We start from the raw sequence: 22,580 nt of genomic DNA on the forward strand, positions 1-22,580 counted from the left end.
ATGTGATGAATCAATGGCTTAGGAGGCATTATGGCGAAGGAGATCGATCAGGTTCTGGACTTTTGGTTTGGCACCCTGGATGAACAGGGGCTGCCGGTGGAGCCGATGAACAAGCTCTGGTTCGGCGCCAGCGAGCTGTCCGACGCCGCCATCCGTCAGCGCTTCGGCCAGATGCACCGCCAGGCGGTGGAGGGCGAACTGGCCCCTTGGCTGGACAGCAGCCGGGGGCGGCTGGCGCTGATCATCCTGCTGGACCAGTTCAGCCGCAACCTCTTCAGGGGCCAGGCCGAGGCCTTTGCCTACGACGCCACCGCCCTGGGGCTGTGCAAGACCGGCATTGAGCAGGAGTGGGACACCCCCCTGCCCCTGGCCCACAAGCTGTTCTTCTACATGCCGTTGCAACACTCCGAGAGCCTGAGCGATCAGTTTCTCGGAGTGCGGATGCTGGAGCAGATGCTGCCGGGGCTCAGCGGCCCCGCCCGCCAGACGGTGGCGGACACCCTGAGGTTCCAGCAGCTGCACCTGGAGATCATCCAGCGATTCGATCGTTTTCCCCACCGCAACAAGGTGCTGGGCCGCGCCAATACGGCGGAGGAGAGTCAGTACCTGGCGGACGGAGCCCCCAGCTTCGGCCAGTGATCACAGCTGATCTTCGATGGGCAGCAGCCAGTTGACCCAGATCCCCAGCCGGTCCCAGGTGCCGATCCCCGGTTCGGTGCAGGCCCGCCAGGGGGTACCCGCCTCCTCCCAGTGCCAGCAGGGGTCGCCCTCCTCATCCAGGGTGACCCGGTAGGCCGAATCCGGCGCCATGTCTGCCAGCAGCAGCGCCGCCACCGCCTGGGCCAGCTCCGGATCGTCCACCACCAGGCCAATCTCGGTGTTGAGCAGGTGGGAGCGGGGATCCAGGTTGGCCGAGCCGATGTAGACCCGCTTGCGATCGTACACCGCCACCTTGGCGTGCAGCCCCACCGGCACCTGGCTCTGGCTGCTGGGCTGGGTGGCCAGGGCGCTGGCGGCGTCCGGGCGCAGCTCGTACAGCTCGGTGCCGGTTTCCAGAGTCTCCTGTCGCCGATTGACGTAGCCGTAATGGGCCACCTTGACGTCATTGGCGTGCAGGCTGTTGGTCAGCACCCGCACCCGCACTCCCGCCTGGTGCAGCTGCGCCAGACCCTGGATCATCAGATCCCCCGGAACGAAGTAGGGGGCCGCCACCAGGATCTCCTCCTCTGCCCCCGCACCGAGCTGGCCCAGGATGCTGGCCACCGCATCCTCCGGCAGCGCCTTGGCCAGGTCCTTTCTCGGCGGGTCCGCCGTCACCAGGGCCCTGCCCCAGGTCAGGGACGCGGGCATCTGCTCGATGGCCCGGCGCAGCTCCTCGTCATTGAATTCAATCTGGTAGGGCAAGGGAGGCTGGGCCTGACGCTCGGCCTCCAGCACCCTGAAGAGCTCCTCGAAGGTGCCCGGGGTGACCTTGCGGCCATGAATGCTGTTGATGCTGATGGCCCAGCTGGAGTTCCAGTACTGATCGAAGCTGGCGGAGAGGTCATTGACCACGGGGCCGGCGGCGAACAGGTCCAGATCGCGAAAATTCAGCCCGTCGCTGAGGCCGAAGTACTCATCGCCGATGTTGCGCCCCCCCACCACCGCCAGTTGGTTGTCCGCCACCATCATCTTGTTGTGCATGCGGTGATTGAGACGGCCAAACTCCCCCAGAAACGCCAGGGTGCGGGCAAAGGAGCCGGAGCGGCGCTTGCCGTAGGGATTGTAGAGTTTGATCTCCAGGTTGGGCAGAGAGGCGATGCGCTTGAGCTCCTTGTCGCTGCCGGTGAAGGTGTGATCATCCAGCAGCAATCGCACCCGGACCCCTCGCTCGGCGGCGCGGGCAACCCGCTCCAGCAGCAGCAGGCCGCTGCTGTCGCCGTGCCAGATGTAGTACTGCAGATCCAGGGTGTGCTCCGCCAGATCCGCCATCGCCAGCCGCACCTTGAGGGCGTCGTCGGCGCGGCTGATCAGCCCCAGCCCACTCTGCTCTGGATGCTCGGCCTTGGTCGGGGCCAGAATGCGCCCCAGCTCCCCCGGGTGGCTCTGGGGCTGGGCAAAGCTGGGGGCCAGGTGCTGCTCCTTGGGCATGCTGGCGCAGCCGCCGAGCGTCAGCAGGAGCAGCCAGAACCAGGGGGTGAAGCGACGGGAGAGAGTCAACATGCGGTGGCGAAGTTTCCATGACAAGACTCTGATAGTAATGGTTTTCTCATCGCACTTGTCAAATTCTGACCAAGGCACACAATAGGGGGATACCCCCATGGCCAGAGGAGCCTGAGATGTGCGGCCATTTCGCCCTGGATGCCGTCAACTACGACACCCGGGAGCAACTGGGGGCCGATTACGGCAGCTACAAGCTGGCGGCCTCCCCCCATATCCGGCCCACCGACAGCATCAGCCTGCTGCGCGCCGCCGAGGGGGCACTGGAGGTGGTGGCCCTGCCCTGGGGGCTGAAAACCGACTTCAGTCCACGGCCGGTGATCAACGCCCGGGTGGAAACGCTGTCTGAGCGGCCCCTGTTCAAGCCGGCGCTGGGAGTGCGCCAGGCGGTGGTGCCCGCCTCCGCCTGGTTCGAGTGGCGCCGGGAGGGCAGTGACAAGGTGGGCTATCGCTTCGATGGAGAGCGGCTGCTGCACTTTGCCGCCCTGTGGTGGCCCGCCAGCGAGCGCCACCCCCGGGGGGCCGTGGTGCTGGTGACCACCGCGGCAACGCCTCCCCTGGAGGCCTACCACCACCGCATGCCGCTGTGCCTGGGCCGGGACCAGGTGCTGCCCTGGCTGGCCGGGCAGGCGCCAGAGGCCCCCTTTGAGCCGACCCTCTCCATCGGCCCCAAGGACCCCCATCGACCTGTCCAACCGGATCTTTTCTAAGCCCATCGACTATCTTTTCTCCGTTAACCGGAGAGATATCGTGAAAAGCCTGTTTTTCCTTCTTTTACTGCTGTCCCCCGGGCTGATGGCTGCCGATCGGGACGGCGATGGCGTTCCCGATCACAAGGACGCCTGTCCCGATGGGCCCGCCGGGGTGGTGATGGCCAATGGCTGCACGCCAGCGCGCAGCCAGCCGGTGGTCCTCCATTTTGACAGCGACTCGGCCCGCCTGCGGCCGGAGCATTATGCGCAGCTCAAGGCCTTTGCCCAGGACAGCCCCCAAGGGCGGGTGAGGGTGGTGGGGCACGCGGACAGCCAGGGCAGCGAGGGCCACAACCGTTCGCTGGCTTTACGCCGGGCCAGATCAGTTTCTAGCGCGTTATCAGAGCGTTATCAGATTGATGGCGCTAGAATAATGGTGACCACCCTGGGCGAGACCTTGCCCTGGCGGGACAACTTCACGCCCACGGGACGGGCGCTGAATCGTCGGGTCGAGCTGTGGCTCGAGCCGGGACTAATTCTGACGAGCGGAGAAGAGTAATGGGTTCATTGGAAAGCCTCATGGATCAGGCGCCGGATCTGATCATGGTGTACGGCACCCGGGTGGTGCTGGCCATCGTCATCTTCATCATCGGTCGCTGGCTGGCCAAGACCGTGGCCAAGGCCGTTACCGGCATCCTGACCAAGCGGGAGATGGACAAGACCGTCGTGGGCTTTATGGCCAATATGGTCAGTGCCGTGATCACCGCCTTCACCCTGATCGCCGTGTTGGGCCAGCTCGGGGTGCAGACCGCGTCGCTGGTGGCGGTGCTCGGTGCCGCCGGTCTGGCCGTCGGCCTGGCGCTGCAAGGCTCCCTGTCGAACTTCGCCTCCGGCGTCCTTCTGGTGATGTTCCGCCCCTGCAAGGCGGGGGATTACGTCGAAGCGGCCGGAGTGGCAGGCACAGTTGAGGAGATCTCCATCTTCTCCACCACCCTGGTGACCCCGGACAACAAGCGCATCGTGGCCCCCAACTCCGCGGTCATGAACGGCGTGATCATCAACTACAGCGCCAAGGGGCAGCGCCGGGTGGACATGGTGATTGGGGTTTCCTACGACGCGGATCTGCGCCACACCCGGGAGGTGATCATGAACCTGGTGGCGGGCCATGAGAAGGTGCTCAAGGATCCGGCGCCGGTGGTGGAGGTCAGTGAACTGGCCAACTCGTCGGTGAACTTTGTGGTGCGGCCCTGGGTGAAGACTGAGGATTTCTGGGCGGTGCGCTTTGACCTGATGCGGGACATCAAGTTGACCCTGGACCAGGAGGGGATCGGCATCCCCTATCCGCAGATGGACTTGCACGTCAAAGCCCTGCCGGAGCAGCAGGGCTGAGGGGCGCTCAGGCCAGGGCGGCGGAGATCTTCGGCGTCGGCTTGAAATGACGACGCAGGCCTTCCGCGGCCAACGGAGAAAGCACCACCAGAACACTGCTCAACATAATCACACCTCTTGAGTAAGTCGGGCGACGTTCGTTAATGCGAACGTCGCCCTGGTTTTTCTGGCCACCGCGAAGGGCGCTAACTCGAACGAGGCGAACAGAAAGATTTTCCAAGCGCGGACAAGCGCCCGCTGTTTGATGGAGTGCATTATGGTCAGGCGATGGCAGTGGCAACAGCGATAAGAAATCCAGATCGCATGAATCCATTTTGTCTGAATGGCGTTAGTGAGGGAGATCGCAGTCTTGCCAGGGATTTTTGATACCCTATTCGCCCACTTTGATGCATCCCGAGCCGCCGATGACCCAGTATGACTTTCGCTCCGACACCGTCACCCAACCTACCGAGGCGATGCGCCGTGCCATGGCCCAGGCCGAGGTGGGGGATGACGTCTACGGTGATGACCCCACGGTAAACGCCCTGGAGGAGCAGGCCGCCGAGCTGGCCGGTTTCGAGGCGGCGCTGTTCACCGCCTCCGGCACCCAGGCCAATCTGCTGGCCCTGATGGCCCACTGTGAGCGGGGCGACGAGTACCTCTGTGGCCAGCAGGCCCACAACTACAAGTTCGAGGGGGGCGGTGCGGCGGTGCTGGGCTCCATTCAGCCCCAGCCCATCGATAACGAGCCCGATGGCAGCCTCTGTCTCGACCGCTTGGCCAAGGCGATCAAGCCCGATGACATCCACTTTGCGCGCACCCGACTGCTGAGCCTGGAGAACACCATCGGCGGCCAGGTGCTGCCGTTGGAATACCTGGCCCAGGCCCAGGCCTTCGCCTTCGAGCGCGGCCTCAAGCTGCACCTGGACGGCGCCCGGGTGTTCAACGCCGCGGTGGCGCAGAATGTGCCGCTGGCCACCATCGCTCAGCACTTCGACTCCCTGACCATCTGCCTCTCCAAGGGGCTGGCGGCGCCGGTGGGCTCATTGCTGGTGGGGGACGAGGCGCTCATCAACAAAGCCCGCCGCTGGCGCAAGGTGCTCGGCGGCGGCATGCGTCAGGCCGGGGTGCTGGCCGCCGCCGGCCAGCTGGCCCTGACCGAACAGGTGGAGCGCCTGGCAGAGGATCACGATAACGCCCGCTACCTGGCGGAGCAGCTGTCGGGTCTTAAGCAGGTGAGCGTGGAGCGGGTGGCCACCAACATGGTGTTTGCCCAGTGCCACCATCCGGATCTCAAGGCCCTGAACACCCACCTGCTAGCGGACGGCTGTAAGGTCTCCCTGGGCCAGGCCACCCGACTGGTGCTGCACAAGGACCTGCCCCGGACCGGGGTGGATGCCCTGGTGGCCAGCCTGCACGCCTTTGAGCAGGGGGGCGCCCAATGAGCCAGAACACGGCCCCGGAGGGGGAACTGCTGCTGCGCACCCTGGCGATGCCGGCGGACACCAACGCCAACGGCGACATCTTTGGGGGCTGGATCATGGCGCAGATGGACATGGCCGGTGGCCTGATGGCCAAGCAGATCAGCCGCGGCCGGATCTGCACTGTCGCGGTGGACGGCATGAGCTTCCACCGGCCGGTGGCGGTGGGGGACGCGGTGTGCGTTTACGGTCGGGTGCGCCGGCTGGGTAACTCCTCCATGGAGGTGGAGCTGGAGGTGTGGGCCCGGCCCATCGCCAAGGACAGCGACGCCCACTACTGCGTGACCGAGGCGGTGTTCACCTACGTGGCCATCGACGAGGCGGGACGGCCCCGCAAGCTGCCCAGATAGCACAACGCCCGGCATTGCCGGGCGTTGTTGTTTTGACGCGGGCTTATTTGCCGCTGCCCGGGGGGTACTGCTGGAGGATGGCGGTCACCGCTTCGTTGATCTTGGCGGTGCGATCCTCCGGGGTCTTGTAGTCCCGGACGGTGTCGGAGGCGCTGCCTCGCCAGATCAGCTGGCGACTTTCGGCATCCACGAAATCCACCATCAAGGTGCCCACCTTGTACTCCCGAACCCGGGTGTCGGCGTGGACATTGGCGGCGCCGTAGTAGGGGTAGCGACCGTAGTGGTAGGGGTGGTAGCCAAAGCTGGTGTAGAAGGTGTCGACGTTGACCTTCTTCTCGGTCTGGGTCAGGTAGTTGACCAGAATGTCGGCTTCCTCGGCGGCCACCTGGGTGAAGCCCAGCTCGGACATCTTGCGGGTCACCGCGTTGCGGATCCGCTGATCGGTCAGGCCATCCATATGGTACTGCTTGTCACCGGGGGTGCTGGCCTGCTTGATCCAGCTCCAGGTTTTGTATTGGCTGAAATCGGTTTGCGGATCGAAGTCCGAATCGGTGCTGATGCTGCTGCAGCCGGCCAACAGCAGCGCGAGGGCGAAGGCAAAAATCTTCTTCATTGGTGTTCCGTCGCAAGTCGATACATTCACAATAACTGACCTTAACACAAGGCCATTGGTTCCGTTAGCGGCAGGCTGACCGGCAGCTGAATCGACCCGAGAAAATGCGTCCCCTCAGATGGTGAGATTGTGACTGGTCAACAGGTTGCGCAGTTTTGGCTTGAGTTTGGTGCCGTTATCCTCCGGCACCAGCAGGGCGTGGTGGTAATGCTGCCCGCTGGGGCTGCGATAATCCATCATCAGCTCCAACCCGGAGGTCAGCGGACGCCAGGCGCAGCTGAGCTGCTCCACCCCGGCCAGTTCCGCGCCCTCACCGGGGCGGTAGTGCCACTGCTGCAAGAAGGGCAGCCCCAATCGGCTTTGAGAGGGCAGCGGCTCAATCTCCACGCCGGTCTGCTCCAGCCCCAATCCCGCTAAAGCGTCGAGCACCGCCTGCTGGGACGAGGTGGGCAGGATGGCGATGGGATCGATGTCGGTGGGGTCCAGGGCCTTGGGGATCTCAAGCCCGGTGTGCAGCCAGGACTCGATGGGCCCGGAGCTGATGGGGGCAAACTGGGGCAGGGCCAGCTTGACCGGGAGTTCCATCACGGTATTGGCCTTGAGGGTCAGCCCCTCGGCCAGGGTGCAGTGGGCGATTTTGGCGTGCTGCTTGGGCGCCAGACGGCTGTGCACCGAGAAGTGGATGCCGTCGATGCGCTGATCCACCTGACCGGCGATGAGCTGCACCCGGGCGTCGATGGTTTCACCGGGCCGGTACTGGTCCCGGGCCAGAAGGGTGTCCACCCGCGCCGCCCCGATCCCGACCGATGACAGCAATCTTCCCATCCATGACATGGTGCCCCCTGTGTCCTGATTCGGGGATTTGGTACACTGAAAGCCCCCGATTTAACGAATCTGCACTTTATGATCTCCAATAGCGACTCGCAACTGGTCTACAGTACTGATCAGGGCCGCATCAAGGCGCAAACCGAGGCCGAACAGGCCCCCCAGGGGGACGGCATCGTCCGCATCCGCATGGAGCGCAAAGGCCGCAAGGGCAAGGGCGCCATGGTGGTCACCGGGCTGGGGCTGGACGCCAAGGGCCTCAAGACCCTGGCGGGCCAGCTGAAGAAAAAGCTGGGCTGCGGTGGCGCGGTCAAGGGTTTCGACATCGAGATCCAGGGGGACAATCGCGATGCCCTCAAGGCGCTGCTGGAGGGGCAGGGTTATCGGGTCAAACTGGCGGGAGGCTAGGGATGAACAGTCTGCACAACCATCTGCTGATCGCCATGCCTTCGCTGCAGGATCCCTTCTTCAAGCGCTCGGTCACCTACCTGTGCGAACACAACGACGAGGGCGCCATGGGCCTGGTGATCAATCAGCCCATCGACATGGATCTGGATGATCTGCTGCGTCAGATGAAGATCAAACAGGACGACTTCGTGCTCCCCGCCGGGCTGCGCAACCGCGTGGTGGTGGGGGGGCCTGTGACCCCGGAGCGGGGCTTCGTATTGCACTCCCCGGTTCGCGGCCTGGCCAGCAGCCAGTCCCTGACCACGGATCTGATGATCACCACCTCCAAGGACGTGCTGGCCACCATCGGCAGCCAGCAGGCGCCGAGCCGCTACCTGGTGGCCCTGGGCTACGCCGGCTGGTCCGCCGGGCAGCTGGAGGAGGAGCTGGCCAGCAACTCCTGGCTCACCATCCCTGCCGATCTCGACCTGCTGTTCGACGTGCCCCTGGAGGAGCGTTGGAGCGAGGCCACCCGCCGCCTGGGTATCGACGTCTGGCAACTCTCCTCGGACGTGGGGCACTCATGAGCACCATCATGGGGTTTGATTTTGGGGCCAAGAGCATCGGTGTGGCGGTGGGCCAGACGGTCACCGCCACTGCCAGTCCCCTGACCCGGGTCAAGGCCCGGGACGGGATCCCCAACTGGGACGAGGTGGCGGCGCTTATCCGCGAATGGCAACCGGACAAGCTGGTGGTGGGGCTGCCGCTCAATATGGACGGCAGCGATCAGCACGTCACCCGGGCGGCGCGCAAGTTTGCCAACCGGCTGTTCGGCCGGTTCGGCATCGAGGCGATCACCCAGGACGAGCGGCTGACCACGGTGGACGCCCGGGCCCGACTGTTCGACGAAGGGGGCTACAAGGCGTTGAAGAAGGATCAGGTGGACGCCCTGGCTGCGGCGCTCATCCTGGAGAGCTATTTCGAGTCCCTCTACGGCTGACCCCCGGGTTCACCCCCGAACTGCCCGCACCGCACCCCGGCGGCTTGCTTTACAGCAAGCCGCTTTTTTGTTGCTCGGGGATGCAAGGGGGGAGGGCTTTGGTGGGTCTCACTGTCGGGCCCAAGCTCCGCTCTGAACATTTAACGGGGCCGGCACAGGCGCTGGCCAAGTTTCTCAATAAAGCAAACGCGGACACGTTTGCACCTCGGTGGCGGGTTAAGCTCAGCGCCATCCCTTTTCATGGAACGAATCAACGATGACCAACGAGATGCTGTTTTCCTACGGCCTGGGCACCCTGCTCAGCCTCTGGGTGCTGTGGGACCTGTTCACCGGACGGGTTTACCTCTGGCAAGCCCACGAGCGCAAGCAGGAACCGGGCACCTACTGGTTTGCCATGGCGCTCTGGTCTGCCCTGGCGATCAGCTGTTTCACCTACCCCTACTGGAGCCTGTCATGACGCTGCCCAAGCGCCAGGCCGGGCTGGTCTGGCTGTACGCCGGCCTTATTGGCCTGATGGGACTCTTGCTGTTCTGGCTGGCCGGTGCCTCTGAAGGTGTCCGCTTCAGTGACCGGTTGGAGCGGTTCGCCATCGACACCTATGACGCCGTTTTGCTCTTCGCCCTGGGTTTTTTGCTGCTGGAGATTGGCAACGATGTGCTCACCGGCCGCTTCTCCGCCGCCCGCCTGCTGGAGACCGGCTCCAGCCTGCTGACCCAGGTGCCCTACTACTTCGCCGAAGGGGTGGCCTTTGTCTTGGCGTTGACCCTCTATTTCGGGCTGGCCCAGTGGGTGCCCTGGTCGGCCCCCAACACTCTGCTGACCTTCGCTTTGGTGCTGCTGGCGGCGGATCTGGTCTATTACATCGAGCACCGCTGCATGCATCGGGTCCGCCTGCTGTGGTTGGCCCACTCGGTGCATCACAGCTCCGATGTGATGAACACCGCCACGGCGTTTCGCTTCAGCGTGTTCGATCCCTTCATCACCCTGCTGTTTCACCTGCCGCTCATCCTGCTGGGGGTGGACCCGGTGTTGCTGCTGGCTGCCGAGATCCTGGTGCAGGCCTACCAGCTCTGGCTGCACAACGAGATGATCGGCAAGCTGGGTCCCCTGGAGTGGGTGTTCAATACGCCGTCGCACCACAGGGTGCATCACGGCTCGGATCCCCAGTACATCGATAAGAACTACGGCGGGATCCTGATCCTCTGGGATCGGCTGTTCGGCACCTTTGCCGAAGAGCAACAGACCCCCCGCTACGGTCTCACCACGGCGATGACCTCGATAAACCCCGTCACCGTCCAGTTTTACGAGTTTCCCCGGCTGTGGCGGGATCTTCGCCGGGCCCCGGCGGGCCAGCGCTGGGCCCTGCTCGTTAAACCGCCGGGCTGGGCGCCCCACGAAGCCCCCCCCAACAAGCCGGCCGAGATCGCCACAAAGAGCGTGCCCCCCGGTGGTGAGGCGCGCTAGGGCCGCTTTCAACCTCGAGTGCCACTTCGCTGCCGAACGTCATAACTGGAGTCACCCCTATGCACATCGCCCTGGTCAAGGTTTGCCAACCCTCGCCCTTTAAGCAGTACAAAGCCTACATGTCCTCGCCGCCCCAGAGCCTCTTTGCCCTGGCGGCGGCCACCCCAGAGGGCCACAACATCACCCTGGTGGACGAGACCCTGGGGGAATCCCTGGACGACCGGGGTTATGATCTGATCGCCCTGGTATCCAGCACGCCGGATGTGCAGCGGGCTTATCGCCTGGCGGATACGCTGCGGGCCCGGGGGCGTGCCGTGGTGCTTTGCGGCTTGCACGTCACCGCGCTGCCCGAGGAGGCGGCATCCCACGCCGATGCGGTGCTGCTGGGGGAGGCGGAGATCAGCTGGCCGCAATTACTGGCGGACCACCAGCAAGGCGCGCTTAAGCCCCTCTATAACAGTCCGGCCAAGCCGGACCTGGCCGCACTCAACCCCTGGCCCTCGGATCCGGCACTTCAGAAAAAATACGGTGAGTGGGGCGTCACCGTAGGGCGGGGATGCCGCCATAACTGCAGCTACTGCACCGTCCGCCCGTTTTTCAAGCGGGAGGCGTTTCGACCGGTGGCACAGGTGGTCGCCGAGATCCGCGCTTCGGGGGCCCGGGATCTGGAGCTGCACTGCGACAACCTGTGCGCCGACCGGGAGTACGCCATGGCGCTGTTCTCGGCCCTGGCGCCGCTTGATATCCGCTGGAGCGGTGAGGCGACCCTGGATTTCGCCGAGGACGAAGAGTTGGTGGCGGCCGCCGTCCGCAGCGGTCTCTGGTATCTGGTGGTGGGGCTGGAAACCGCCTGCCCGGCGGCGCTGAAGGGCGCGGGGAAGGGCTTTATCGACCCCAGCCGGGCCGGTGCCCTGATTGAGCGGCTGCACCGCTACAACGTCCTGGTGGACAGCTGCCTGCTGCTGGGCTTTGACCAGCACGACAGCGGGATATTCGAGCGCACCCTGGCGTTCGTGGACGCCATCGACCTGGACGTGCCGCACCCCAACATAGTGACCCCCTTCCCCGGCACCCGGCTGTATCAGCAACTGGCGAGGGAGGAGCGGCTGCTGACCCGCGACTGGCAACGCTACGACTGTGCCCAGGCGGTGTTCCAGCCGGCTCAGATGAGCGTCGAGACCTTGGAGCAGGGGGTGGCCTGGCTGCACCAGGAGCTGTGGAGCATCCGGCGTTCTCTCCGGCGTGCCCGCCGCATCAGCCGAATGCAGGGCCCCGCCATCGCCGCCGCCATCTGCCTGCCCTAGGGGCCGGATCACCGACCAGACGGCCGAGCTGTTACGTCCGGCAGACAGGGCCGGGCAGTGCGATCTGGGCCCCCGAAAGCCGGGGGTACTGCCAAGCTGATAGGATGGGGGCAACGCCCGTAAGGGATACCCGGCAGCCGGTCGCACATCGAGGTGGTATGGACACGCAGAACCTGATCCCGGAGCTTGAGCTTATCGAGTCCCTCGCGCCCCACTGGCGTAAACGCTTCGAGAAGGCTTTGCTGTATTTGACGGTGCATCTGGATAGGGATCCCCCACCCAGCTGGGAGAGCGTCGCCGAGCACTGCGCCATCTCCCCTCACCATTTTCACCGCATGTTTCACTCGGTGTTCCATGAACCCCCGGGGCAGTATCTGCGCCGCCTCCGGTTGCAAACCGCGGTCCACCTGCTGCTGAGCTCGGAACGGAGTTCGGTCACCGAGGTGGCCCACAAAACCGGCTTCTCCTCCTCCCAGGCGCTGGCCAAGGCGTTAAAGCGCGATCTGGGCACCAGCGCCAAGGCGATCCGCGCCCTGGGTCGGGCGCCGGGGAGCGTCGAGTTGCAGCGATTGCTCGACCGCCTGGGCCACCCCGGCCCGGAAACGTCGCCAGCGCCACAGGCGTTACCCAGCCTGGAGCGCCAACTGGCCCAGCAGCTGGAAATCGAGTGCCAATCCTTGCCAACACGCACCCTGCAGGCGACCCGGCTGCCCAGTGCGGACTGGGAGGCGTACTGCCAGGCGGCCGAACAGCAACCGGGCACCCCGCTGGTGCTGGCTGCGCCGATCACCGAGCAACTGGACACCCGGCTTGCGGATTACCCAGTGCACGCCGGCCGATGGGTGAGCCAGGCCGGGCCCCACACCCTGACGCTCCCCGGGGGGGAGCACCTGTGCTGTCAGGCGAGACTGGCCTCGGAATCCGCGTACTACGGGGTATGGGACCGACTGGTTGAGGAGGTGCTTAAGCGCGGCTGGACGTTGCCCGACAACGGCTGGGGGGTGGAGATCATCGAGCAGACCGACGCGATCCGCACGGGCGTGACCGTGATGACCTTCCAGCTGCCGGTGAGGCGGCCCTGAGGGGGGGCAAAAAAAAATCGGGCTCAAAGGGAGACTTGAGCCCGATTCTGGGGGATGACGCGAAGCGCCGGACTCAGTGCAGTTTGAGCTCCGGGCGCATCAGGCGCTGCAGGCCGTTGAGGCCCATCAGGAACAGCCCCTTCACCGGACCGTGCAGAGCGATCATGTGGCGACGGTACAGCGAGGTGTACACCAGGCGCGCCACCTTACCCTCCACCGCGATGCCGCCGCCCATAAAGGACATCAGGTTGCCCACGGTGTGGAACTTGGAGAGGTTCACCAGGGAGCCCAGATCCTTGTAGACGTACTCCTTGAGCTCGGCGTGGGGATCGGCCATCAGGCGCTGGATGTTGTCGCCGATCATCAGCGCCATCTGGCGGGCGGTCTGGCCCCGCGGCGGGGTGAAGCTGCCGTCCGGCTGCGGACAGGCGGCGCAGTCGCCGAACGCGAAGATGCGGTCGTTGCTCGGGGTCTGGCAGTTGGCCTTCACCATGATCTGGTTGGCCCGGTTGGTCTCCAGTCCCAGGGTGTTGAGCATGGGGTGGCCCATGACGCCGGCGGACCAGATCATCAGGTCCGAGGGCAAAAACTCGCCCTCGGCGGTCTGCATGCCGCGATCGGTCACCTCGACGATGCGGGTGTGGGTCTTGACCACCACGCCGAGCTTTTTCAGCTCCTCGGCCACGGCATTACAGATCCGCTCCTTGTCCACCCGGGGCAGCACCCGGTCGGCGGCTTCCACCAGGGTCACCCGCAGCAGATCTTCGCTGATCTCGTAGCCGTAGCCCCGCAGGGTGTCGGCGGCGTGGTGCATCTCCGCGGCCATCTCCACCCCGGTGGCGCCGGCGCCCACGATGGTGATCTCGAAGTGGTCGTGGTCGTGGGTTTTGGCGTAGCGCAGGAAGCGGTTGAGGATCTTCTTGCGCAGCTCCATCGCCTCGTCGGTCAGATCCAGGAAGTCGCAATGCTCCTTGACCCCGGGGATCCCGAAGTCATTGGTGATGGCGCCCACCCCCAGTACCAGGTAGTCGTAGTCGAGGCGTCGCTCCGGCAGCACCTCGACCCCTTTCTCATCCTGCATCGGTGCCAGGACGATCTGACGGTTCACCTGGTCCAGGCCGCTGAGGCTGCCCTGCTCGAAGTGGTAACCGTTCTGGGAGGCGTGTACCCGGTAATCCAGGGCGTTGAGCCCCTCGTCCAGGCTGCCGGTGGCCAGTTCATGAAGCAGCGGCTTCCAGATGTGGTGATCGCACTGGTCCACCAGGGTGATCTGGGCCTTGCCCTTGCGCCCCAGCTTACGTCCCAGCTTGGAAACAATCTCCATACCGCCGGCTCCACCACCGACGATCACGATTTTGGTCATAGTTGACTCCAGGTTATGAGACTGAAACTGAAATGCGCTTCCTAACCATAGGCGCTCTGGCCTTGAGGCTGGGGCCCGACACAGGGGGCCGCGATAAGTGGTCGGAGTTTAGCAATTCCGTTGTTTTCTTTCAAAAAGCGCAAGCTAACCGAGAAAGGCCGCAATGGCCGAATAAAAGCGAGGTTTTCGGGGTTTTTGCGGTATGCGTGATGATCATGATCACGATATCGCCCCCTCTAGGGAAAGAACTTTCTGTAATTCAGTTTCAGGCTGTGATCCTGGCCGGTGATGGCAAGGTCAGGGTCACCAAAAGCCTGGTTGAAACTGCGCTTTGCTAATGAAATCCGCCTGTTGCCTCTTCACTGCAAGCTTGTTGCCCGGTCGCCAGGCCCCATGGGTCTAGCCAATTGACAGCCTTGTCATTTTTGCCGTTTTTACGACGTTTTGAGCCGGCCAAAAGCGTCCGTTTTCTCGCGTATCAATCCACACCATTTTCGAATTTTCACCACAAGTGTATGATTTACAATGGTTAAAAAAATGTGGCGAAGATATGGTCATTTGCCAGGGACTTGTGTAAGTTAAGTTACATCCATGACAACGCTGTCATACGACATGGACAACACAGCGACAGAGATAACAAGAGCACGGAAGGGGATTCTGATGGGATCTGTTAAGTTCGAAAAACATCTGCTGGCGACCTCCATCGCCATGGTGTTGGGCGCCGGAGTCATGCTGCCGGCCAGCGCCCTGGCCGAAGAGGCCGAAGCCACGGTTGAGCGCATTGAAGTCCGGGGGATCCGGGCTTCTCAGCAGGCCAGCTTGAATGAAAAGCGTTTCTCAAACAGCGTGGTGGACGCCATCACCGCGGAAGACATCGGGAAATTCCCCGACCGCAACGTGGCCGAATCCCTGCAGCGGATCCCCGGCGTCACCATCCAGCGCCAGTTCGGTGAAGGGGCCTCGGTCTCCATCCGTGGTGCCGGTGATGACCTGACCCTGACCACCCTGAATGGCCAGAACGTGGCCTCCACCGGGTGGTTCGTGCTGGAACCGGCCAAGCGAAGCTTCAACTACGAGCTGCTGCCCTCCGAGATCGTCGGTGATCTGGTGGTGTACAAGAGTTCCCAGGCGGACCTGCTGGAAGGGGGCGTGGGGGGCACCGTCGAGGTGAACACCCGCAAGCCGCTGGACCTGGACAGCCTGAGCGTGTACGCCTCCGCCGCCGGCCTCTACCAGTCCGACTCCGAAGAGTGGGACCCCCTGGCCTCCGGCCTGGTGAGCTGGAAGAACGAAAACGAAACCTTCGGCGTGATGCTCTCCGGTGTGATGCAGGACCGCAGCCTGCAACGCCAGGGCAACGAAGCCTTCTGGGAGTGGGGCGCGGGCCCCGTGGCCTTCGAGCAGGAGCGTGAGCGCACCGCCTTCACCGCCACCCTGCAGTGGGCCCCCACCGACAACCTCAACTTCGTGGTCAACGCCATCGACATGAAGATGAAGGCCAACAACACCAACTACGCCCTGTGGCTGACCCAGGGGGACACCTCCTGGTCCGGCAACTGGGACCAGACCTCCTGGCTGGGCGGTTGTGGTCTGTGTGGCGGCGACGCCCCGGGTCCCGGTTCCGGTACCCAGGTGGCCGGCCCGCTCAACGTGGCCTACTACCAGGCCCGTCCGCGGGAAGCGACCATGAACGCCGAGGTCTACGACCTGAAGATGGAGTACACCGGCAACGGCTACGTGTTCGAGTTCCAGGTGGGTGACACCTCCTCCACCGGCGGCACCGACTTCGAGATGGTGGTGGACGACGGCACCGGCGGCACCCCCATCCCGGGCGGCAGCTACGACTTCACCGGCGGCGGCCAGAGCTGGGATCTGAACGGCTTCGACATGGCCGGTTACGATCCGGGCTCCCTGGGCATGGGCACCGGCTCGCAGTTCAATGCCACTCCCAAAACCGACGACGAGACCTACGCCCAGGCAGACGTGGCCTTCGAAGTGGACCTGGGTGTGATCACCGAGCTGAAGTTTGGCGCCCGTTACGCCAGCCACAACACCACCAGCCGTCGCTTCGACTTTATCCAGGACCCCAACTTCATCACCAGCATCGACACCTCCGAGGTGAACGCTGGCCTGATTGATGTGGGTGCCGGGGACTACCAGATCCTCAAGGTGGATGCCGACGCGCTCAAGTCCTGGGCCCGCTCCAGCATCACCGGCAAGGTGGAAGATCTGGGCTCCTACAGCGAGATCGACGAGGACAACTACGCCCTGTACGGTATGGCCAGCTACGACGCCGATGGCCTGCGCGGTAACTTCGGGGTGCGCTTTGTGGGCACCGACGCCACCTCCACCTACTACCTGGATGGCGCCAAAACCGAGACCAGCGCCGACTACACCGAGGTGCTGCCGAGCTTCAACGCCGCCTACGACCTGACCGACGACACCATCCTGCGCTTCAGCGCGGCCCGGGTGATGGCCCGTCCCCAGTACGTGGACATGTACGTCAACCCGGACGTGCGCGGTGCCAACGACGACGTGCCCAACAACCAGTTCTGGATCGTGGGTAACGTGGGCCTTAAGCCCTTTATCGCCAACCAGTACGACCTGGGCATCGAGTGGTACTTCAACAGCGCCTCCATGGTCTCCGCGGCCCTGTTCCGCAAGGACGTGTCCAACTTCGTGACCATCAAGGAGTCCGGTCCATTCATGAACGGTGAGGGTGGCATCGACTTCGGCGGCGAGCTGCGTCCGGATGAGATCTACTGGACCAAGCAGGAGAAGAGCAACGGTCAGTCCGCCTCCATCGAAGGCCTGGAACTGCAGTACCAGCAGGACTTCGAGAACGGCCTGGGTGCCATCGTCAACTACACCTACACCGACACCGACACCGACGAGACCACCTTTACCGACGGCAACCCCTTCCTGAGCAACAGCTCCAAGCACAGCTACAACGTGACCGGGTACTACGAGAACGAGTGGCTGGAGGTGCGTCTGTCCTACGCCTGGCGTGACGAGTACATGATCCGTGAGACCGGCTCCTACGGTAACCGTCTGCACGACGACTTCGGCTCCCTGGACCTGTCCGCCCGCTGGCGTGTCACCGACTACCTGGACATCACCCTGGATGCGGTCAACCTGACCGAGGAAAACTCCAAGCAGTACGGTAACAACGCCTTCCAGACCGACCTGAGCGGTTTTGCCCAGGGCTTCCCGCTGTTCGAGTACGAGATGGCTCGGACCGTCTCTGTGGGTGCAGCATTGCGCTTCTAACCGAGTCGTGACAAGGTAGTAACACTCAAAAAAAGGGGAGCTTGACTCCCCTTTTTTTATCCAGAGACAGTGGCTCACCACTGCGAACGTATTTAGGGAGTATTCACATGGAAGCCAACATCGTACCGCTGCAAAAAGAGAAGCACGCAAAAGTCACCATTAAGGACGATCCCGGCTTTGCCCACGTCAAGGAGCAGCACATCGTGCCTGTGGTGGTGCACGAGTTTGTCCGCGCCAGCAACGAGTTCCCCATCGTCTTCGTCAAGAACACCGAGACCGGCCAGTTCCGCGCCGTGGCCATGCTGGGCCTCAAGCCCGGTGAGAACTACTACTCCGCCGAGTCCGGCTGGAAGGGCACCTACATCCCGGCCGCCGTCACCCACTACCCCCTGGCCCTGGTGCCGGACCTGCAGAACCAGGACCAGCTGATGGTGGCCCTGTTCGACAACAGCGACCGCATCGGCGAGGGCGATGGCCAGGCCCTGTTTGAGCTCAATGGCGATCCCAGCGCCTACCTGCAGCAGAAGAAGGAAAGCCTGGGCCGCTTTATCGAGTCCGAGCAGGTGACCCAGGGCTTTATCGCCCTGATGAACGACCTGGAGCTGCTGGACGCCCGCACCCTGAGCCTCAAGATCGACGACGAGGAGTACAACATCGGCGGGATCTACATGGTTAACGAGCAGAAGCTCAACGAGCTGCCGGACAACAAGTTTGCCGATCTGCGCAAGCGCGGTTTCCTGCCGCTGATCTATGCCCACCTGACCTCCCTGCACCAGGTAAACCGCCTGGCGGACAAGAAGCTCAACGGCTAAACGGAGTGCCCGATGGCAGGTGAAGCAATCCGCCGTGTGGTGGTGGTCGGAGGCGGCACCGCCGGCTGGCTGACCGCCTGCCACCTGGCCCGCAAACACGGGGACAATCCCCACTTCAGCGTCACTTTGGTGGAATCCCCCAACATCCCCACCGTGGGAGTGGGGGAGGGCACGGTGCCCGCCATGCGCCAGACCCTGCAATGGTTGGGGATCCGGGAAACCGATTTCATCCGCCAGTGTGACGTCACCTTCAAGCAGAGCATCAAGTTCATCGATTGGCTGCGCGCCCCCGAGGGGGGCGCATCCCACGCCTACCACCACCTGTTCGACTACCCGGCCATCAACGGCCTGGATCCCACCCCCTACTGGCTGATGGGCCAGGCACCGGGTCCCTACGCCGAGGCCGTGGCCCTGCAGGCCCAGCTGTGCGAGCGGGGCCTGGGACCCAAGACCCTGGTGCACCCGGAGTTTGGCGGGGCCACCGCCTACGCCTACCACCTGGATGCCGCCAAGTTTGCCGCCCTGTTGACCCGCCACGCGGTGGAGCGTCTGGGCGTGCAACACCAGCTGGCGGAGGTGACCGAGGTGGTCCCCCGCCCCGAGGGGGGGATCCAGGCCATCCTGACCGACAGCGCCGGGCGCATCGAGGGGGATCTCTTTGTCGATTGCACCGGTTTCAGTGCCCTGCTGGCGGAGCAGACCCTGGGGGTGCCCTTTATCGACAAGCGTGACGTGCTCTTTGTCGACAGCGCCCTGGCCATCCAGGTGCCCTACGAGCGTCCCGATGCCCCCATCCCCTGCCACACCCTCTCCACCGCCACCGAGGCGGGCTGGATCTGGGACATCGGCCTCACCGGCCGGCGTGGGGTGGGTCACGTCTACTCGAGTCGCTACACCAGCGACGAAGCGGCGGAGCAGGTGCTGCGGGACTACCTGGGCCCGGCGGCCGAGGGGCTCTCCTGTCGCAAGATCCCCATGCGGGTGGGCTACCGGGAGCGGGCCTGGCAGGACAACTGTGTGGCCATCGGCCTGGCCGGGGGCTTCGTCGAGCCCCTGGAAGCCACCGGGCTTCTGGTGTTCGACCTCACCGCCCGGATGCTGGCGGAGCAGCTGCCCGCCGACGCCCGTCAGATGGCGGCGGTGGCCCAGCGCTTCAACCAGCGGGTGCGCCACACCTGGGACCGGGTGATCGATTTCATCAAGCTGCACTACGTGTTGTCCCAGCGGGAGGACTCGGCGTTCTGGCGGGACAACCGGGACCCGGCGACCGTGCCTGACTCCCTCAAGGAGAACCTGGCGTTCTGGGCCGAACAGCTGCCCAGCGCCTACGACTTCGCCTCCACCTTGTCGATCTTCAACCTGGAGAACTACCTCTATGTGCTCTACGGCATGGAGTTTCCCACCCGGGTGGCCGCCGAACGCCACCCCTACGGCGGTCAGGCGGAGCAGAAGGTGGCCCGGCTGCGCCAGGGAGCAGATCAGCTGGCCCGGGAGCTGTTGCCCCACCGGGAGCTGTTGGAACGCATCGCCCGGCACGGGCTGCAGAAGGTGTAAAAAAGGGCCCCAGTCGGGGCCCTTTCTCTGTCGGTACCGGCAATTTTAGCGCCCGCTACTTGAGCGCCGCTAGGGCTTGATGGTGGGGCAGAGTCTGCTGCAGCGCCATCTGCACCCGGGCGGCGAGCTGATCGAACAGCGCCTGGTGCTGGGCGGGATCGCCGATGGGAGCAAAGGTGGGGGTGTGGCCCATGCCGTAGAGCACGAATCGGTAGTTCTCGTCGGTGAACACCGTGGCGTAGCTGCCCGCCAGGTCCATAAACTCGCACACCTTGTGCTGCCACAGCGCCAGGTCCTGCTGCAGGCGGGGGCTGTGCTTGGCGCTGTCGGCGGCCTGGCGCCAGAAGGGGCTGTCGTCCCGGTCACTCAGGCAGTAGTGGAGGATGATAAAGCGCTTGAGGTCGTCGTAGATCCCGTTCATCAGCCGGTTGTAGGAGTCCTTCACCGGTTGGGCCACCTCGGCCCCGTTCAGATGGGTGGCCAGCAATCGGACGCTCAGGTTGATCAGGTGCAGCCCGGTGGACTCCAGCGGCTCGATAAAGCCGCCGGACAGGCCGATGGCCAGGCAGTTGCCCACCCAGAACTCCTTCAAACAGCCGATCTTCATCTTCAGGTGCAGTGCCTGGCCCATGTCCGCCGGCACCCCCAGGTGGGCCCGCAGGGCCGCTTCCGCCTGCTCCGGGCTCAGCCGGTTGCCGTCGTACACGTAGCCGTTGCCGCGCCGCTCCTGAAGGTCAATCTCCCACACCCAGCCGTTGTCCAGGGCCGTGGCCTGGGTGTAGGGCCGGGGCGAGGCGCCCTTGGGGTAGGGCAGCTGCAAAGCCACCGCCCGGTTGCAGGGCAGGGCGTCCTCGAAGCTTTGCCAGTTGTCCTGCTTGAGCTGGCTCATCAGCAGGCTGCGAAAGCCGCTGCAGTCGATGTAGAGATCCGCCTCGTGGCGCTGGCCGTTGCAGTGCAGGGCCAGGATCCGCTCCCCCTGGGTCTCCACCCGGTCCACGGTGCCCACCCGGTGTTCGACGCCGGCCTCCACCGCCTTGCGACGCAGGTAGCGGCCCAGGCGCACCGCATCCAGGTGGTAGCCGTAGGGCACCACCCCCTGGTAGGGACCGGAGCTGGGGCCCTTGGGGCCATGGCCTTCGGCCATCAGGTGGCTGGAGAGGCAGGTGCCCTGGTCATAGCGCTCGGACTGGGCCCGGTCACTGCTGAACCAGGCGGTGGTGAGATCCACCATGGCGGGCAGGCGCTGCTCCTCGAAGGGGTGGAAGTATTCGTGGGTCTGGCCCGCCACCGGTTTTTTCCAGTTGCGAAACCGAATGCCGGTCTTGAAGGTGGCGCCGGTTTCCCGCATCAGCTCCGCCTCGTCCAGCCCCATGGCGGCGAAAAAGAAGCGGATGCTGTGCACCGTGGCTTCCCCCACCCCGATGGTGCCAATGTCCTCGCTCTCGATCAGGGTGATCTTGGTGCGGGTGGCACCGCTGTTGTAGTAGCGGTTGAGGTAAAGCGCGGTCATCCAGCCGGCGCTGCCGCCGCCGACGATGGTGATTCGGGAGAGGGGCCGTGACGTCATAAGAGCCTTCCTTAGCGTTAGGTCAGCCCAGCAGGCCGACAAAGAGGATCCAGCAGGCGAAAAAGCGTTTGAGTTGCAGGGGCGACAGCCAGGTGGCCAGGCGCCGGGCCAGCACCCCGCCAAGCATCGCCGCGGGGCCGGCAAAGAGCACGATGGGCCATTGTATGGGGGCCTCGGCCAGCAGGTTGAGGGCGGTGGCGAACCACACCGCCAGGGCCGATACCATCACCCCGGCGGCCACCGCCATGGCGGTGTTAAAGCGCAGCAGAATAAGCAGGATCACCAGGATCTCCCCCACCCCCACCGACAGCCAGGCGGTGATCACGCCACCCACCAGCCCCAGCAGCACCAGGGCGCCCTTGAGCGGGCCGGTCAGGGTGTGGCGTGGCCGGGCCCCGGGGGCGCTCCAGGTGCTGGCCAATATCGCCAACCCCAACACCACGGAGAAGCCGGCAAACAGCGGATGCAGTGCCGCGGGGGCGGCCAGGATGTGGCCCAGGGCCAGGCCGGGCAGGGTGCCGGCCAGGGTCCAGAGCAGGATGGCGCGCAGTGGGGTCCACTGGGGCTGCTCGGCGGCCGTCACCCGGGTGCGGGCGTAGTGGCGCCAGGTGAGGGCGCCGGCGGTCATGCCGAAGCACTGGATCCCGAAGGAGGTGGCCACCGCCTGCTCCGCCGACAGCCCCAGCTGGCCGAAAGCGGGGATGAACACCACGCCCCCGCCGGCCCCGGTGCTGTTGGCCACCAGGGCGCCGAGGATCCCCAGCAGGCTGAAATGGCCGTACTCGGCGAAGCCGGCACTGAGCGAGGCGGACCAGAAGATCGCGCCGCCCATCAGCAGCAGGGAGCCGGGCAGCAGCCAGGGGCGGGTTCGCAGGGCGGTACGGATCATGGGATGGCGTCTTTATTGTTGTGTTCTTGTTATTTTACTTAACCTACCATCCTCTGACACCGCTGTCAGTCGCTTTGTCCGGGCCCCCTGGGCGGCGCGCCAGAGGGCGGAAAGAAAAATGGCCCGGGGGGCTGGACAGGCAATGACAGCGTTGTCATTATGTAACCAGTTTGTATTGCGTCAAGGGTTTCCCGGGCGCTGCCTGGCAAAGGGTCTGGTGTTCTCCCCTCGTAGGTGCCGTACCAGTTTGCCTTGCCACTCCCTCGGTCCAGGCGTCCGCTGTGCTGCCAGCCGTTTTGGCAGCCAGTTTTTTTATTCCGACCAACCGCGACAGACGGTTGGCGCATCGACAAGGAAGCG

23 protein-coding genes are annotated in these 22,580 nt (G+C 64.4%); 17 read left to right on the plus strand and 6 right to left on the minus strand.

Translation table 11 applies throughout. The annotated features are described in order from the left end of the window. The first annotated feature begins 30 nt into the window (after nucleotides 1-30). Nucleotides 31-639 (plus strand): DUF924 family protein, encoded by a 609-nt coding sequence (locus KUV81_RS10950; protein WP_222543900.1) that lies wholly within the window; start codon nucleotides 31-33, stop codon nucleotides 637-639. Here KUV81_RS10950 and KUV81_RS10955 read toward each other — a convergent pair whose 3' ends face one another. Next, nucleotides 640-2,202: a phospholipase D family protein gene (locus tag KUV81_RS10955; RefSeq protein WP_222543901.1), complete on the minus strand. Its 1,563-nt coding sequence runs from the start codon at nucleotides 2,200-2,202 to the stop codon at nucleotides 640-642. A 116-nt stretch (nucleotides 2,203-2,318) separates the two neighbouring features. Here KUV81_RS10955 and KUV81_RS10960 point away from each other — a divergent pair, with 116 nt between their 5' ends. From KUV81_RS10960 to yciA, 5 genes are all read left to right on the plus strand, one after another. Further along, nucleotides 2,319-2,909: an SOS response-associated peptidase gene (locus KUV81_RS10960; RefSeq protein WP_222543902.1), complete on the plus strand. Its 591-nt coding sequence runs from the start codon at nucleotides 2,319-2,321 to the stop codon at nucleotides 2,907-2,909. A 40-nt stretch (nucleotides 2,910-2,949) separates the two neighbouring features. Beyond that, nucleotides 2,950-3,450: an OmpA family protein gene (locus KUV81_RS10965; RefSeq protein ID WP_222543903.1), complete on the plus strand. Its 501-nt coding sequence runs from the start codon at nucleotides 2,950-2,952 to the stop codon at nucleotides 3,448-3,450. Then, entirely contained in the window at nucleotides 3,450-4,280 is an 831-nt protein-coding gene (locus KUV81_RS10970) for a mechanosensitive ion channel family protein (protein ID WP_222543904.1), read from the plus strand. Before KUV81_RS10965 ends, KUV81_RS10970 begins: the two co-directional genes overlap by 1 nt. A gap of 404 nt (nucleotides 4,281-4,684) precedes the next feature. After that, a complete protein-coding gene (gene ltaE, locus KUV81_RS10975; RefSeq protein ID WP_222543905.1) occupies nucleotides 4,685-5,704 on the plus strand; it encodes a low-specificity L-threonine aldolase in 1,020 nt (339 codons plus the stop codon). Continuing rightward, complete coding sequence (gene yciA, locus KUV81_RS10980; RefSeq protein ID WP_222543906.1) at nucleotides 5,701-6,090, plus strand: acyl-CoA thioester hydrolase YciA; 390 nt, start codon at nucleotides 5,701-5,703, stop codon at nucleotides 6,088-6,090. Before ltaE ends, yciA begins: the two co-directional genes overlap by 4 nt. 43 nt (nucleotides 6,091-6,133) lie before the next feature. Here yciA and KUV81_RS10985 read toward each other — a convergent pair whose 3' ends face one another. Both KUV81_RS10985 and KUV81_RS10990 read right to left on the minus strand, forming a co-directional pair. Next, entirely contained in the window at nucleotides 6,134-6,703 is a 570-nt protein-coding gene (locus KUV81_RS10985; RefSeq protein ID WP_222543907.1) for a DUF4136 domain-containing protein, read from the minus strand. A 114-nt stretch (nucleotides 6,704-6,817) separates the two neighbouring features. After that, complete coding sequence (locus KUV81_RS10990) at nucleotides 6,818-7,519, minus strand: sporulation protein (protein ID WP_222543908.1); 702 nt, start codon at nucleotides 7,517-7,519, stop codon at nucleotides 6,818-6,820. 87 nt (nucleotides 7,520-7,606) lie between these two features. Here KUV81_RS10990 and yciH point away from each other — a divergent pair, with 87 nt between their 5' ends. The 7 genes from yciH (at nucleotide 7,607) to KUV81_RS11025 (ending at nucleotide 12,765) form a co-directional block, all read left to right on the plus strand. Further along, on the plus strand, nucleotides 7,607-7,936 hold the full coding sequence (gene yciH / locus KUV81_RS10995; protein ID WP_222543909.1) for a stress response translation initiation inhibitor YciH: 330 nt from the start codon (nucleotides 7,607-7,609) through the stop codon (nucleotides 7,934-7,936). A 2-nt stretch (nucleotides 7,937-7,938) separates the two neighbouring features. Beyond that, entirely contained in the window at nucleotides 7,939-8,502 is a 564-nt protein-coding gene (locus KUV81_RS11000; RefSeq protein ID WP_222543910.1) for a YqgE/AlgH family protein, read from the plus strand. Next, nucleotides 8,499-8,915 (plus strand): Holliday junction resolvase RuvX, encoded by a 417-nt coding sequence (gene ruvX / locus KUV81_RS11005; protein ID WP_222543911.1) that lies wholly within the window; start codon nucleotides 8,499-8,501, stop codon nucleotides 8,913-8,915. Before KUV81_RS11000 ends, ruvX begins: the two co-directional genes overlap by 4 nt. Before the next feature lie 256 nt (nucleotides 8,916-9,171). Then, nucleotides 9,172-9,372 carry a hypothetical protein gene (locus tag KUV81_RS11010; RefSeq protein WP_222543912.1) on the plus strand — a complete coding sequence of 67 codons (201 nt, stop codon included), beginning with the start codon at nucleotides 9,172-9,174 and terminating at the stop codon, nucleotides 9,370-9,372. After that, nucleotides 9,369-10,379 (plus strand): sterol desaturase family protein, encoded by a 1,011-nt coding sequence (locus KUV81_RS11015; RefSeq protein WP_222543913.1) that lies wholly within the window; start codon nucleotides 9,369-9,371, stop codon nucleotides 10,377-10,379. The genes KUV81_RS11010 and KUV81_RS11015 overlap by 4 nt, the downstream gene beginning before the upstream one ends. A gap of 59 nt (nucleotides 10,380-10,438) precedes the next feature. Further along, complete coding sequence (locus tag KUV81_RS11020; RefSeq protein WP_222543914.1) at nucleotides 10,439-11,683, plus strand: B12-binding domain-containing radical SAM protein; 1,245 nt, start codon at nucleotides 10,439-10,441, stop codon at nucleotides 11,681-11,683. Nucleotides 11,684-11,841: 158 nt separating this feature from the next. Next, the gene (locus tag KUV81_RS11025; protein WP_222543915.1) at nucleotides 11,842-12,765 is read left to right on the plus strand and encodes a helix-turn-helix transcriptional regulator; all 924 of its coding nucleotides are present in this window, start codon (nucleotides 11,842-11,844) and stop codon (nucleotides 12,763-12,765) included. Nucleotides 12,766-12,838: 73 nt separating this feature from the next. On the opposite strand, the gene KUV81_RS11030 is transcribed toward KUV81_RS11025, so the two are convergent. Then, nucleotides 12,839-14,128 carry an NAD(P)/FAD-dependent oxidoreductase gene (locus KUV81_RS11030; RefSeq protein ID WP_222543916.1) on the minus strand — a complete coding sequence of 430 codons (1,290 nt, stop codon included), beginning with the start codon at nucleotides 14,126-14,128 and terminating at the stop codon, nucleotides 12,839-12,841. A gap of 32 nt (nucleotides 14,129-14,160) precedes the next feature. On the opposite strand from KUV81_RS11030, the gene KUV81_RS11035 reads away from it, so the two are divergent. From KUV81_RS11035 to KUV81_RS11050, 4 genes are all read left to right on the plus strand, one after another. Further along, nucleotides 14,161-14,466 (plus strand): hypothetical protein, encoded by a 306-nt coding sequence (locus KUV81_RS11035; RefSeq protein WP_222543917.1) that lies wholly within the window; start codon nucleotides 14,161-14,163, stop codon nucleotides 14,464-14,466. A gap of 322 nt (nucleotides 14,467-14,788) precedes the next feature. Next, complete coding sequence (locus KUV81_RS11040; RefSeq protein WP_222543918.1) at nucleotides 14,789-17,398, plus strand: TonB-dependent receptor; 2,610 nt, start codon at nucleotides 14,789-14,791, stop codon at nucleotides 17,396-17,398. 107 nt (nucleotides 17,399-17,505) lie between these two features. Beyond that, the gene (locus KUV81_RS11045; protein WP_222543919.1) at nucleotides 17,506-18,210 is read left to right on the plus strand and encodes a SapC family protein; all 705 of its coding nucleotides are present in this window, start codon (nucleotides 17,506-17,508) and stop codon (nucleotides 18,208-18,210) included. 12 nt (nucleotides 18,211-18,222) lie between these two features. Continuing rightward, nucleotides 18,223-19,764 (plus strand): tryptophan halogenase family protein, encoded by a 1,542-nt coding sequence (locus tag KUV81_RS11050; protein ID WP_222543920.1) that lies wholly within the window; start codon nucleotides 18,223-18,225, stop codon nucleotides 19,762-19,764. Nucleotides 19,765-19,819: 55 nt separating this feature from the next. Here the strand turns inward: KUV81_RS11050 and KUV81_RS11055 are convergent, their stop codons facing one another. Then, complete coding sequence (locus KUV81_RS11055) at nucleotides 19,820-21,331, minus strand: tryptophan halogenase family protein (RefSeq protein ID WP_222543921.1); 1,512 nt, start codon at nucleotides 21,329-21,331, stop codon at nucleotides 19,820-19,822. A 22-nt stretch (nucleotides 21,332-21,353) separates the two neighbouring features. Then, nucleotides 21,354-22,220 (minus strand): sulfite exporter TauE/SafE family protein, encoded by an 867-nt coding sequence (locus KUV81_RS11060; protein WP_222543922.1) that lies wholly within the window; start codon nucleotides 22,218-22,220, stop codon nucleotides 21,354-21,356. Nucleotides 22,221-22,580 lie beyond the last annotated feature (360 nt).

The sequence above is a fragment of the Ferrimonas balearica genome (genome assembly GCF_019802085.1).
Lineage (GTDB): Bacteria > Pseudomonadota > Gammaproteobacteria > Enterobacterales > Shewanellaceae > Ferrimonas > Ferrimonas balearica_B.